The sequence below is a fragment of the Ruegeria sp. ABD4_443 genome (genome assembly GCF_056160865.1).
Genome location: NZ_JBSWYA010000001.1, coordinates 252,297 through 266,171 on the forward strand (window position 1 = coordinate 252,297; position 13,875 = coordinate 266,171).

Sequence of the window (13,875 nt, forward strand, 5' to 3'; positions counted from 1 at the left end):
CCCGTTACCGCCACAAATCCCTGCAAGCTATTGCTGAGCCAAACGCCCCTTTCGGGTTTCGGCAGAACTTCCCCGACGCCCCAAGGCATTTCCGGCAATCGACCGCTGAACCGGCAGAGTCTGCACGAGACAAAAAGAAAGGGGGCCGAAGCCCCCTGTCAGTTTCGCCTTCCAGGCTCATTTCGTTGACCGCCCGGTGTTTTTTTGCCTGCGGCCTGGACTGCGCATGGGGCGAGCGCACCCGCCCCGTGAAAGAGTGGGAAGGAGCAAATATTCCGCCCCACCCTGTTGCCGGTCGACACGGGCATGTCGACCGCGTGGAGCGAGGCATCGATGGTAAGTCTCAGCGCCTTGCTCCGTATTCGTCGGGGTCGGTACCTGTGGCAGCTATCCGACCCCTGCGCCCCGGGCTGCCGGGGCGTTTGGGTCAGCTACACCCGCTTGTCGCCCCGCAGGTGTTGCACTTCATGCAGGTGCCGTTGCGCACCAGCGTGTAGTTTCCGCATTCGCCGCAAGGGTCGCCCTCATAGCCTTGCATTTTGGCCTTGGTGCGGGCGTCCATTCCGGTGGCTACTGCGGTTTCGGCAGGCGCTTCGAAAGTGGCCGCGGTTTCAGCCATGCCGGTCACGTCGGACTGTCCGCCGTTGAACACCATCAGGTCTTGCGGCAAACGCTTGCGCAGATACCCGGTCGAGCTGATTTGTTTCAACACTTCCAAAGACTTCGAGGCCGCGCTGTCGCTGATCTCGGACACGTTTGACAACCCGTCCTCTTCGCCGCGACCCAGATCGTCAAAGGTTGCGCCTTCGGGTTTGACATGGGCCAGATCCGTGCGGTCCAGATAGGACACGGCCAGTTCGCGGAAGATGTAATCCAGGATCGACGTCGCGTTCTTGATCGAGTCGTTGCCCTGCACCATCCCGGCCGGTTCGAACTTGGTGAAGGTAAAGGCGTCGACGAACTCTTCCAACGGCACGCCATATTGCAAACCAACCGACACCGCGATGGCAAAGTTGTTCATCATCGCCCGAAAGCCAGCGCCTTCCTTGTGCATGTCGATGAAGATCTCGCCCAACTGGCCGTCTTCGAACTCACCCGTCCGCAAATAGACCTTGTGGCCACCAACGATTGCCTTCTGGGTATAGCCCTTGCGGCGATGGGGCAGTTTCTCGCGATGGCTGCGGATCATTTCCTTGACCACAACCTTTTCGATCACCTTCTCGGCCAGAACGACGGCTTTTTCCTGCGTCGAACCGCTTTCCAGCACTTCCGCCGCTTCGTCGTCATCTTCGACCAGCGCAGCCGCCAAAGGTTGCGACAGTTTCGAGCCGTCACGATAGAGCGCGTTGGCCTTCACACCCAGCGACCACGACAGTTCATATGCCTTCTGGCAATCCTCGATGGTTGCGTCATTCGGCATGTTGATCGTTTTCGAGATCGCGCCCGAGATAAAGCTCTGCGCTGCGGCCATCATGGTGATGTGGCTGTCAACCCCAAGGAAACGCTTGCCTTTCTTGCCGCACGGGTTGGCGCAGTCGAAGATCGAATAGTGTTCCTCTTTCAGGTGCGGCGCACCTTCCAGCGTCATTGTTCCGCAGACGTGGTCGTTCGCGGCGTCAATATCCGCCTTAGTAAAGCCCAGATGGCGCAGCAGGTCGAAGGTCGGGTCATTCAGCTTGGTCGCCGGGATGCCCAGAACGCCAGTGCAGAAATCCTCGCCCAGTGTCCACTGGTTGAAGACGAACCGGATGTCGAAGGCGCTTTCAAGCGCGGCATCAACCTTGGCCAACTCATTGGGGCCAAAGCCATGGCCGGTCAGCGAGGTGTGGTTGATCCCCGGCGCGTTGCCGATGGTTCCGTGACCAACCGCATATCCCACGATCTCTTCGATCTGCGCCGAGGAATAGCCCAGCTTTTCCAGCGCCGACGGAACCGAGCGGTTGATGATCTTGAAATAACCGCCACCGGCAAGCTTCTTGAACTTGACCAACGCAAAGTCCGGTTCGATCCCGGTGGTGTCGCAATCCATCACCAGACCGATCGTGCCGGTCGGCGCGATCACGGTGGCCTGCGCGTTGCGGTATCCGTTCTTTTCACCAAGGCTCAGCGCCTCATCCCAGGCTGACATGGCCAGATCGACCAGACGTTTGTCCGGGCAGTTGCCGTGATCCAGAGGCACCGGCTTGACCGCCAGCTTTTCATAGCCTTCTGTCACGCCCTGCGACGCGCGGCGGTGGTTGCGGATAACGCGCAGCATGTGATCGGCGTTGCGCTCATAGCCTTTGAAGGGGCCCAGCTCACCGGCAATCTCGGCCGAGGTTGCATAGGCCACACCGGTCATGATCGCGGTCAGCGCGCCACAGATCGCCCGACCCTCGTCCGAGTCATAGCTGTAGCCCATGTTCATCAGCAGACCGCCGATATTGGCATAGCCCAGACCCAAGGTGCGGAAGTCATAGGACAGTTGCGCGATTTCCTTGGACGGGAACTGCGCCATGGTCACCGAGATTTCCAGCGTCAGGGTCCACAGGCGCGAGGCGTGCATATAGTCGGCGGCCTGGAACTCACCATCCTTGAGGAAGGTCAGCAGGTTCATCGACGCCAGGTTGCAGGCCGTGTCATCGAGGAACATGTATTCCGAGCACGGGTTCGAGCCGCGGATTTCACCATCTTCGGGGCATGTGTGCCATTCATTGACCGTGTCATGGAACTGGATACCCGGATCAGCGCAGGCCCAAGCGGCATGGCCGACCTTTTCCCAAAGGTCACGCGCCTTGACGGTCTTGGCGACCTTGCCGTCGGTGCGGTTGATCAGCTCCCAATCGGCGTCTTTCTCAACGGCGGTCAGGAACGCGTTGGTCACGCGGATCGAGTTGTTCGAGTTCTGACCCGAGACCGAGCTGTAGGCCTCCGAGTCCCAATCCGTGTCATAGGTCGGGAATTCGATACTGTCGTGACCCTGCCGCGCATAGTCCAGCACGCGCTTGATGTAAGTCTCGGGGATCGCGACCTTTTTCGCCTCGCGCACCGCTTTCTTCAGGCTGTCATTCTTGTTGGGATCATACGCATCGTCTTGCGCGCCGTCCCAGCTGCGGATGGCCTCGAAAATGCCGTTCAGCATCTTTTCGTGCATCTTCGATCCGGCAACGATCGAGGCCACCTTTTGCTCTTCGATCACCTTCCATTCGATGAATTGCTCGATGTCCGGGTGATCTGCATCGACGATTACCATCTTTGCTGCCCGACGGGTTGTACCGCCTGATTTGATCGCGCCAGCGGCGCGGTCGCCGATCTTGAGAAAGCCCATCAGGCCCGAGGACTTGCCGCCACCCGACAGTGCCTCGCCTTCAGCCCGCAGATGGCTGAAGTTGGTGCCCGTTCCGCTCCCGTATTTGAACAGGCGCGCCTCGCGCACCCACAGATCCATGATGCCGCCTTCGTTCACCAGGTCATCATCGACGGATTGAATGAAGCACGCGTGCGGCTGCGGATGTTCGTATGCGGATTTCGATTTGGTCAGCTTGCCGGTTTTGTAATCGACATAGTGGTGACCCTGCGCCGGGCCGTCGATCCCATAAGCCCAGTGCAAGCCGGTGTTGAACCACTGCGGGCTGTTCGGCGCGGCGCGCTGGGTCGCCAGCATGTAGCGCATTTCGTCAAAGTAAGCGCGCGCGTCTTCCTCGGTCGAGAAATAGCCGCCTTTCCAGCCCCAATAGGCCCAAGCGCCTGCCAGACGATCGAACACCTGCTTGGACGAGGTTTCCCCTACGAATTCAGCACCCTCTGCAGGGACCGAGCGCCACAGGAATTCGGGAACATCCTTTTCCTTGACCTTCTTCAGGTTGCTCGGAACCCCGGCCTTGCGAAAATATTTCTGCGCGATCACATCGCTGGCAACCTGGCTCCAGCCGGCGGGGACTTCGATATCGTCCAGGCGGAAAACGATGGTCCCGTCTGGGTTGCGGATTTCCGAAGTCGCAGACACAAAGTCGAGCTCTGCATACGCATCTTGCCCTGGTTTGGTGAATTTTCTGTCAATCTTCATGTCCGCCGCCTTCGATTCATTCAGCCCAATTTTGTTCCCGGCACCAAATTTTCTCTGCGGGGTGCCGCCCGCCATGCTTGTGAATTGGACGCAAGTCTCTGGCCGCTGCCATACACAGCGCCAAGCCGATCAAACGGCTGCACGTTACTGAATTGTGCTTTCCGACCCTCGCCCGTTGCCACCCCTGGCTTCTTCTACCAGATTTAGTGGCAATTCACTCGGCCCATACAATCTGACGTATCTTGCCATAGTTGGTCAACGCCATTTTCGATCATTTTCAAAATCTTTTCTGTTGACCGGGTCGCCCAAAGTGATCGCCGCGCGGGGGATTTCGATTCCTCCACAGGCCGATCACCGGCAAATCTTCGCCTATGCCCCCTGCCATCAAAGCCATTTCACGTTTTTGTCGGCATAGTTATCAGCAGATAATCAACCAGTTCCCTGTAATCCTGTGTCAGAGAATCATTGCCCCCATCCACAGGCGGGCTGACATTGAAGGGGAATTGAAAAACTTTGGGGTCCGTCGTGCGCTTACCGCCATTCCGATTGTTCTGCGCTGCCCTTGTGCTGGCGGCTTGTACCACGCAGGACCAGCCCACGGTGTCGCGCAGCGCGCAGTTTCCCGACTATCCGCAAAACCTGTTCGATACCTTCAAGGTCAGTTGTGACGGCCCTGATGAAAATTTCACCAAACTTGGGAAGGACGGGTTCGAATGCCGCGAGTTGCTGCCGCCAAAGACCACCGCGTTCCTGATCCTCAATTATGACGGGCTTCCGCAGAACCTGCCCACCAGCATCCGCCGACTGTCATCGACGCGCAACTCGGATGGGTACCGGGTCGATGCCGATATGTTCTTTCTGATTCCCCAAAAGAACGGAACGTCGGTCAAAGTTCCGGTTGAAAGCGACGTTCTGGATCAGCAGATCACGCGCCTGTACCGCTATTTCGGGGGGACCCCGATTCAGGCGGGAAACCCCAGGCAACAACGCTGAGAAGAAAGTGGTCGGGGCGGCGAGATTCGAACTCACGACCCCCTGTACCCAAAACAGGTGCGCTACCAGACTGCGCCACGCCCCGGACCGTGCGCCTTCCTAACGGGGCCGTCTGGGTTTGAAAAGCCCTAACAGGGCCAAACAGCAGGCCCACCCGAAAAAACTTCGTGCCGCATGACGGTTCCCGGCGCGATGAAATAGCGGGCGGCCAGCCCGGCGTTGATCTCAAGCACCGCGTAAACCGAATCGCCGCCCTCGATCGGTGTCAGATCGCCCGGTATCGCCCCCTGATGGACATGGGTCACCGTGCCCGCGCGGTCGACAAAGATTATGTCCAGCGGGATAAGCGTATTCTTCATCCAGAACGCAACCGGCTGGGGTGGATCGAACACAAACAGCATTCCCGACCGTCCGGGCAGCGTTTCACGGAACATCAGCCCACGCGCCCGGTCCTGTGGCGTTATTGCCAGTTCGATATCAAAACGGATCTGCGCCCGGTCATTCCTGAGATCGACGCGATCATCGCTGCAAGCGGCAAGCCCGATTCCCGGCCAGATCACATATGCCAGGAAAAGAAATGCAAGCTGCTTCATCGGTGGTGTTCAGTCCGCCAGGGCCGCTTCCCAGGCCAGAACCTGTGCTGCCATCCGGCCACGCTTGCCGTCGATGACGCGCATGGCCAGCGCCTCGCCCGGTTGCAGGTCGGCCAGACCGGACCGGCGCAGAACCTCGATGTGCAGAAACACGTCTTCGTCCCGGCCAAAGACATTCGCAAACCCGAACCCCTTGCCCTTGTCAAACCATTTGACCCGGGCCGCCTGAAGCGGCGCCTCTGAAATAACGCCAGGGTCCAGTTCCGCGAAATCCGCCAGCAACATCGAGTCGGTGCGTTCGGGCGGATCGATGCTGAGAACCTCGACCGCCTGGACACCACGATCGGTGCGATGGGTCATGATCTCGATCCCGGCACCATCAGCGACCGAGCTTTGACCGAAATTGCGCAACACATTTACATGCAACAGGATATCCGGCCCGCCAGTATCGGACACGACAAAGCCGTACCCCTTGGCGGGATCAAACCACTTCACGTGACCGCGTATGCGGTACATGTTGCTCAGATCTTCTGGCACGGTATTCCTATCACCAGTTTCAGCGGTCATCAGACGTCCGATGTGTATGGTATTGGCGCGCAATTTCAAGTCGAAAAAAACCTGTGAAATCGGCGTGTTGCATTTCACGATACGCGAGTGTCATGGATTTAACCTCTGCACATCCCATTCCTGATCCGGTTGAGACCGGCGCCAGCGGAACCGATCATGCAGCCGGAAAGCTCCGTCCGCCCAAAATTCGATTTCAACCGGACACAGCCGGTATCCGCCCCAAAATGGTGGCCGCGGCGGGTTCGATCCGTATTTGGCCGTCACTTTCGCCACCTCACCCATCAGGGCCGTCCTGCTGGACAGCGGATGTGACTGGTGCGACGCCCAGGCGCCCAACCTGCTTTTGAGGGACCGAGAGGCATAATATTCATCCGCCTGCGGCCCGTCTTCGCGGGTAATGGATCCGCGCACCCGGATTTGACGCCGCAACGATTTCCAGTGCATCACAAACGCCGCCTGGCCCGCATTGTCCAATTCGGACGCTTTGGCGCTTTGGTAATTCGTATAAAAAACAAACGCGTCTTTTTCGATTTCCTTCAGCAATACCATTCGAACATTCGGCAAACCTTCCGGGTCCACGGTTGCCAAGGCAATCGCGTTCGGATCGTTCGATTCCGTCTTCTCGGCCTCGGCCAGCCACCGCCCCGCTATTACAAACGGATCAGCGCCGGCGAATATGCCGTTCCGCTCACTCATTTCCATCCCCTGGAACGAATTGTTAACGACCCTAAGGCGAGAACCCGCTGCGGGCAAGACCAGACGGCCTTGATGCAGGGCAATCAATGGCATAAACCAACCCAACACATCGCGAAGACAGGCGGAGAACCGAACATGTCAAATCAGTTGATGGCCGGCAAGCGCGGCCTCATCATGGGACTGGCCAATGACAAATCAATCGCATGGGGAATCGCCCGCGCCTTGTCCGAAGCCGGGGCCGAGCTGGCCTTTTCCTATCAGGGCGACGCGCTGAAAAAGCGGGTTGATCCGCTTGCGGCGCAGCTTGGCAGCGAAATCGTCCTGCCCTGCAACGTCTCGGACGAAGCCTCGATCGACGGCCTGTTCGCGGCGCTTGAGGAAAAATGGGGCAAGCTGGACTTTGTCGTCCACGCCATCGGCTTTTCGGACAAGAACGAATTGCGCGGCCGCTACGTGGACACGTCGCGCGCGAATTTCAACCTGACGATGGATGTTTCGGTCTATTCCTTCACGGCCGTCATGCAGCGCGCCGAAAAGATGATGACCGATGGCGGCAGCGCCCTGACCCTGACCTATTACGGTGCCGAGCAGGTCATGCCGCATTATAATGTCATGGGTGTTGCGAAAGCGGCGCTTGAGGCGTCGGTGAAATACCTGGCCGAGGATCTGGGCAAGGACGGCATCCGCGTCAACGCGATCTCGGCCGGTCCGATCAAGACCCTTGCCGCCAGCGGTATCGGTGATTTCCGCTATATCATGAAGTGGAACGAATATAATTCGCCGATGCGTCGGAACGTGACCATCGACGATGTCGGAAAATCGGCGCTGTACCTGTTGTCCGATCTCAGCAGCGGCGTGACCGGGGAAAACCTGCACGTCGACTCGGGGTATCACATCGTCGGCATGAAGGCCGTCGACGCACCGGATGTGGAAAAAGGGTAACGCGATGAGCGCAAAGGACCGTCTGCCCCACGAAAAAGGGTTTCACATCAGCTGGGACCAGATTCACCGCGACTCGCGCGCGTTGGCCTGGCGCCTGGATGGGCAAGGCCCCGATGACGGCGCATGGCGCGCGGTGGTGGCGATCACGCGCGGCGGCATGGCCCCGGCCATGATCGTCAGCCGCGAACTGGACATTCGCACCGTCGACACGATCAGCGTCCGGTCCTATCACCACCAGGAACAAGGCGAAGCGCAGGTTCTCAAAGCCCCTGACAGCGCCTTGATGGGCGATGGCGAGGGCATCCTGATCATCGACGACCTGGTCGACAGCGGCAAAACGCTGGAACTGGTCCGGGACATGTACCCAAAGGCCCATTTCGCAACCGTCTATGCCAAGCCCAAGGGCCGCCCCATGGTTGATACATTCATCACCGAGGTCAGCCAGGACACCTGGATTTTCTTCCCGTGGGATATGGCGTTGCAATATGTCGAGCCCTATCGCGGAACTGACTGACCCGCGGCAATAGCCGCAGCGGCCCGCCACATGATCTGTTCCGCCAGCCGGACTGGCCGGACACCCTGATACATCTGTATTCCTTTTCCAAAGCCTACCGCCTGACCGGTCACCGGGTCGGCGCCATCGTCACCAGCACGGGCCTTCTGGCCGAAATGGAAAAGTTCCTGGATACCGTCACGATCTGCCCCAACCAGATCGGCCAGTTCGCGGCGCTGTGGGGCCTGCAAAACCTGACCCCTTGGATGGCCGAACAAAGGTCCGCGATCCTGGCCCGGCACAAGGCGATCCAAGACGGGATGCCGCGCCTGGAATCGCGGGGCTGGCGTCTTTTGGGGCTGGGGGCCTACTTTGCGCATCTGGAACATCCGCTCGACATGGATTCGGACGCGCTGGCCCGATTGCTGGTGGCAAAGGCGGGCATTCTTTTGCTGCCGGGAACGATGTTCGTGCCAGCCGATGACCCGGCGGGGAAACGCCAGGTTCGCATAGCCTTTGCCAATCTTGACCGGGCCGGTATCGAACAATTGTTCAGCCGTTTGCAGGCATTGGCCATCTAAGCTTGCCCCCCGGCGGTGCGCAGCGTATTCAGGGCCGCAACCGTCAGGGCAGACACCTGCCGAACCAAGCAAGAGGGCACCATGGCCGCAGGCATGAAAAACCTATCCAAAACCTTTGTATGGATTCTCATGGGCCTATTGATGCTGGGGCTTGCCGGCTTTGGCGCCGTCAATCTCAGCGGTACGGTACGCACCGTGGCGCAGGTCGGCGACGAGGATATCTCGGTCGATGCCTATGCCCGCGAATTGCAGCGCGAGATCAGGGCGGTCGAGGCGCAGACCAACCAACCGCTGCAGATGTCCCGAGCCATGGAACTGGGCCTGGACCGTTTGGCCCTGTCGCGCCTGATCGCGCTGGCGGCGCTGGATAACGAAGTCGGACAGCTGGGCATATCGATCGGGGATGAAAACCTGCAAAAAGAGATTGTCGCAATCCCTGCCTTTCAGGGGGTCGATGGCACGTTCGACCGCGAAGCCTATCGTTTTCAGCTGGAACAGGTCGGCATGACCGATTCCGAATTCGAAGAGGACCTGCGCAAGGAATCCGCCCGCACGATCGTTCAGGGCGCAATCATGAGCGGCGTGAACATGCCCGACATCATGACCCAAACCCTGGCGCAATACGTTCTGGCCCGGCGCAGCTTTACCGTGGCCACATTGGCCGCTGATGCGTTGGAAACGCCGGTGCCCGCACCCACGGATCCCGAAATCCAGACCTTTTACGACGAGAACACCGACCGGTTCACCCTGCCCCGCACCAAGCAGCTGACCTATGCCATCCTGTCGCCCGAGATGATCCTGGACACGGTCGAGATCGACCAGGACGCGCTGCGGCGCCTGTATGACGACCGCGCCGACCAGTACCAGCAGCCCGAGCGGCGCCTGGTCGAACGCCTGGTCTTTGCCGACGACGCTGCGGCGACCGAAGCCCTGGCCCAGCTCGAAGTCGGCGGCACCGATTTCGAACAACTGGTCAAGGACCGTGACCTGGACCTCAGCGATATCGATTTGGGCGACGTCACGCGCCAGGATCTGGGTGCCGCCGCCGACGCGGTTTTCGCATCCGAGATCGATGATGTGGTCGGTCCCCTGCCCTCGGACCTTGGCCCGGCCCTGTTTCGTATCAACGGTACGTTTGCTGCCAACAACGTGACCTTTGAAGAAGCGATGCCCGAACTGCGCGAAGAGCTTGCCGCCGAACGCGCACGCCGCCTGATCGAAGCCCAGGCCGAGGATTTCAACGATATGCTGGCCGGTGGTGCCACGCTGGAAGAACTGGCGGGTGAAACCGAAATGGAGCTGGGCGCAATCGACTGGACCGCCCAGACCGTTGACGGCATCGCCGCCTATGACGGGTTCCGCACGGCGGCACAGGCTGTGCAAAAAGGCGATTTTCCCGAAATCGCTTTCCTTGAGGACGGGTCGGTCTTTGCGCTGCGCCTGAATGACGTCTTGCCCCCGCGCCCCGAGCCCCTGGACACCGCCCGCGATGCGGTGGTCGCGGCCTGGACGCAGGAACAAACGGCCAAGGCCCTGCAGGAACAGGCCAACACGGTTCTGACCCAGCTGGCCGCAAGCGGCGATTTCACCGAAACCGGGCTGCCGTTCCGGGTTGAAAACGCCCTGACCCGCACTGCGTTCCTGGATGACGCCCCGGTCGATTTCATGACCCGCATCTTTGAAATGGAAACCGGCGAGTTGCGTGTCATTCCCGGCGAAGGCGCGGCCTTTATCGTACGACTGGACGAAGAACTGCCGCCCGCCGAAACCGATGAACAGCAGCAAATGCAGGATGCGCTGACCGCGCAGCTCAGCCAGGCGCTGGCCCAGAACATCTTTGATCTTTATGTGCGCGATGCCCAGGCCCGCGCCCGTCCGGTTCTGGATCAGGCCGCGCTGAACGCCGTGCAGGCGAATTTCTGAGAAAGACCCCAAGATGGCCCTGATCCCCGAGTATGAGAGTTTCGCCCGCGCCTATGAAGCGGGTGAAAACCAGGTGGTCTACACCCGCCTTGCCGCCGATCTGGATACGCCGGTTTCACTGATGCTCAAGCTGACGGGCGCACAAAAAGACGCCTTCATGCTGGAATCGGTCACCGGCGGCGAGGTACGCGGCCGCTATTCGATCATCGGGATGAAGCCGGACCTGATCTGGCAATGCCGGGGCAGCACGTCCTCTTTGAACCGGACCGCCCGGTTCGACGCCGAGGCGTTTGAACCCCAGACAGGCGATCCGATGGACAATCTGCGCGCCCTGCTGGACGAAAGCAGGATCGCCCTGCCCGATGACCTTCCGCAGGCGGCGGCGGGTCTGTTCGGGTATCTCGGCTATGACATGGTGCGCCTGGTCGAACACCTGCCGAATGTGAACCCCGATCCCCTTGGCCTGCCGGATGCGGTGATGCTGCGCCCGTCGGTCGTTGCTGTGCTTGACGGGGTAAAGGGCGAAGTCACCGTTGTCTCTCCTGCCTGGGTCAGTGACGGTCAATCGGCCAAGGCCGCCTATGCCCAGGCGGCTGAACGGGTCATGGATGCGGTGCGCGATCTTGAACGCGCGATGCCTGCTGAAACCCGCGATCTGGGCGATGCGCATGAAATCGCGCCGCCCGTGTCGAATTTCACCAAGTCGGGCTATATGGAAGCCGTTGAAAAGGCCAAGGAATACATCCGGGCCGGCGATATCTTTCAGGTGGTGCCCGCACAGCGTTGGACACAGGACTTTCCCCAGCCGCCCTTTGCGCTTTACCGTTCGCTGCGCCGCACGAACCCGTCGCCGTTCATGTTCTATTTCAACTTCGGCGGCTTTCAGGTCGTGGGCGCAAGCCCCGAGATTCTGGTGCGTGTCTTTGGCAGCGAAGTCACCATCCGCCCGATCGCAGGCACCCGTCCGCGCGGCGCAACGCCCGAGGAAGACAAGGCCAACGAAGTGGACCTGCTGGCCGACAAGAAAGAGCTGGCCGAGCACCTGATGCTGCTGGACCTGGGCCGCAATGACACAGGTCGCGTTTCCAAGATCGGCACGGTCCGGCCGACCGAAGAGTTCATCATCGAACGCTACAGCCATGTGATGCACATCGTGTCAAACGTGGTCGGCGAACTGGCCCATGACAAGGACGCGCTGGATGCGTTTTTTGCCGGGATGCCCGCCGGCACGGTCTCGGGCGCGCCCAAAGTGCGCGCGATGGAGATCATCGACGAGTTGGAACCCGAAAAGCGCGGCGTTTACGGCGGCGGCGTCGGCTATTTCAGCGCGGGCGGCGATATGGATATGTGCATCGCGTTGCGCACGGCGATCGTAAAGGACCAAAAGCTGTATATTCAGGCCGGTGGCGGTGTCGTCTATGACAGCGACCCCGAGGCGGAATATATGGAGACCGTTCATAAATCGAATGCCATCCGGCGCGCCGCGTCGGATGCCGCGCGGTTTACGGGCTCTGGAAACAGCTGAACAGGCGGGGCCGTGCTGGCCCCGCGTTCCGCCTGCGACGCCGGGACTTACTGAACGTGGTGCTTCATGACAGCCGAAATGGGCGCCATGGCGACACGGCTGCCGCGGTCTTCCAACCCCCATAGCAGCAAGGCAGATATCGTTTCGGGACGCACCCGCCCCAGCATCACAACGGCCCCTTCCTGGCTGGCGCGAAAGGCCGCTTGATCCAGGAAACGACGCATGATTTTCGGGTCCTGGCGGGCGCCGTCAATATCGCGGAACACCACGCCAGAAGGCGTTCCGTTGCGCGCCGCCAGCTTCTGAACCGTGTTCAACCCGTTATCCTGCGTAATCAGCCCGCGGCCGGTTCCGGCGGCAATGGCGGCAACCTGATCGGCCAGTTTGCGGTTGCCCTGGATACCGGTGTCGACACCTTCAAGGATACCCACGGTTTCGGGCAGCGTTTCCAGCCAGACCGACAAGGATACCTCGGCGTCCTGTGCGCTGGCGGCTTTGGGCAGATCAGCCATGGCCAGAACTTCGAACCCCGCCGCACGGTGGCGCGCCATCTTTTCGGCCGCCCCCGGATCGGACGGGTTGACCGCAAAGCTCAGCGGATAGGGAAAGTCCTGCAACGCCTCGGCCCCGAACGCGTCGGCGTCATCGATCAGGATGATCGACATCAACGGTTTGGCCTCGGGGTTATCGAATGCGGCGGCATAAGCCTCGATCGGTTTGCCGACCGCAGGCTGCGCTGCGACCTCGGGTTCGGCGGGCGCATCGTCGCGTTCTGTCAGCGGCACCACCCGCTTGCCCACGATAGTTGTCGATGTCTCGGTCTGTTCGCCGCCGATCTGCGGCAGGGCCGCGATACGGGCGCGTTTGCGCGGCAGCACGTCCTCATCACCTTCAACAGCAATCGGACTGTCCTGGATCGATATCTCTTGTTCGTCAGGCTGGTCTGCCGGGCTGGAAGCGGGCGGCGTGGCCGGGACCGGCGTTTCGTTGGGCTGCAGCGCGGCGATATCCTCGTCCCGTGGTTCCGCAGGCTCAGCCGGCGCGGCATCGACGGTGACCGGCTGCACCTCTTCCTCGGGCGATGCGGGAACGGGCGCAGGCGCCGGAGGGGCGGCCGGAGCATCCGTTTCAACAGAAACCCCCGTGGCGTCGGCGGCACCGGGCGTCTGCAACGCCTGCGATACATCCGATACTTCGGGGCGGGTATCGGGTTCAGGGGCGATCCCGGCCAGACCATCAAGCGTATCGGGCTCATCCTCGGCAGGCTGCAAAGCGCCGGGGGCAATTTCAACCAGATCAGAATCCGGGCCCGATCCGTCAAGATCGGCTTCGGTACGGGGCGCGTCCACCGCGGCGCTTGCCGGGGCCGAGGTTGCAACATCGGGTTTCCTGGCCAGCGGCGTGTTCAGCGACAGGACCGCGCCCATCGCCACCACAACAACCGCGCCTGCGATCATTCCACCGTAAAAGCCGCCCATCTGTCCTCGCCTCTTGCCATTCGTCCTGCCTTGCTGGCC

10 protein-coding genes, 1 tRNA gene and 1 pseudogene are annotated in these 13,875 nt (G+C 60.5%); 6 read left to right on the forward strand and 6 right to left on the reverse strand.

Translation table 11 applies throughout. The annotated features are described in order from the left end of the window. Positions 1-427: 427 nt before the first annotated feature. Entirely contained in the window at positions 428-4,045 is a 3,618-nt protein-coding gene (locus ACXAG8_RS01290; protein ID WP_475221507.1) for a vitamin B12-dependent ribonucleotide reductase, read from the reverse strand. A 525-nt stretch (positions 4,046-4,570) separates the two neighbouring features. Here ACXAG8_RS01290 and ACXAG8_RS01295 point away from each other — a divergent pair. After that, positions 4,571-5,038, forward strand: a complete 468-nt coding sequence (locus ACXAG8_RS01295) for a hypothetical protein (protein WP_475221509.1) — start codon at positions 4,571-4,573, stop codon at positions 5,036-5,038. Positions 5,039-5,046: 8 nt separating this feature from the next. Here the strand turns inward: ACXAG8_RS01295 and ACXAG8_RS01300 are convergent. The 4 genes from ACXAG8_RS01300 to pdxH all read right to left on the reverse strand — a co-directional run bounded on the left by ACXAG8_RS01300 (position 5,047) and on the right by pdxH (position 6,894). Further along, positions 5,047-5,123, reverse strand: a tRNA-Pro gene (locus tag ACXAG8_RS01300). A gap of 43 nt (positions 5,124-5,166) precedes the next feature. Then, a complete protein-coding gene (locus ACXAG8_RS01305) occupies positions 5,167-5,631 on the reverse strand; it encodes a DUF192 domain-containing protein (RefSeq protein WP_475221510.1) in 465 nt (154 codons plus the stop codon). Between the two features lie 9 nt (positions 5,632-5,640). Beyond that, on the reverse strand, positions 5,641-6,168 hold the full coding sequence (locus ACXAG8_RS01310) for a cold-shock protein (RefSeq protein ID WP_475222390.1): 528 nt from the start codon (positions 6,166-6,168) through the stop codon (positions 5,641-5,643). A gap of 120 nt (positions 6,169-6,288) precedes the next feature. Continuing rightward, positions 6,289-6,894 (reverse strand): pyridoxamine 5'-phosphate oxidase, encoded by a 606-nt coding sequence (gene pdxH / locus ACXAG8_RS01315; RefSeq protein WP_475221512.1) that lies wholly within the window; start codon positions 6,892-6,894, stop codon positions 6,289-6,291. 135 nt (positions 6,895-7,029) lie between these two features. Between pdxH and fabI the strand changes: the two genes are divergently transcribed. From fabI to trpE, 5 genes and pseudogenes are all read left to right on the forward strand, one after another. Then, positions 7,030-7,836 (forward strand): enoyl-ACP reductase FabI, encoded by an 807-nt coding sequence (gene fabI, locus ACXAG8_RS01320; protein ID WP_475221513.1) that lies wholly within the window; start codon positions 7,030-7,032, stop codon positions 7,834-7,836. 4 nt (positions 7,837-7,840) lie between these two features. After that, positions 7,841-8,350, forward strand: a complete 510-nt coding sequence (gpt, locus tag ACXAG8_RS01325; protein WP_475221515.1) for a xanthine phosphoribosyltransferase — start codon at positions 7,841-7,843, stop codon at positions 8,348-8,350. Between the two features lie 8 nt (positions 8,351-8,358). Then, positions 8,359-8,910, forward strand: a pseudogene (locus ACXAG8_RS01330) (aminotransferase class I/II-fold pyridoxal phosphate-dependent enzyme); the annotation flags it as partial. A gap of 81 nt (positions 8,911-8,991) precedes the next feature. Next, a complete protein-coding gene (locus ACXAG8_RS01335) occupies positions 8,992-10,833 on the forward strand; it encodes a peptidyl-prolyl cis-trans isomerase (protein WP_475222392.1) in 1,842 nt (613 codons plus the stop codon). Positions 10,834-10,846: 13 nt separating this feature from the next. Next, complete coding sequence (gene trpE / locus ACXAG8_RS01340; RefSeq protein WP_475221516.1) at positions 10,847-12,358, forward strand: anthranilate synthase component I; 1,512 nt, start codon at positions 10,847-10,849, stop codon at positions 12,356-12,358. Positions 12,359-12,405: 47 nt separating this feature from the next. Here the strand turns inward: trpE and ACXAG8_RS01345 are convergent, their stop codons facing one another. Next, positions 12,406-13,836, reverse strand: coding sequence for a divergent polysaccharide deacetylase family protein (locus tag ACXAG8_RS01345; protein ID WP_475221518.1), 1,431 nt, complete (start codon positions 13,834-13,836; stop codon positions 12,406-12,408). Positions 13,837-13,875: the final 39 nt, after the last annotated feature.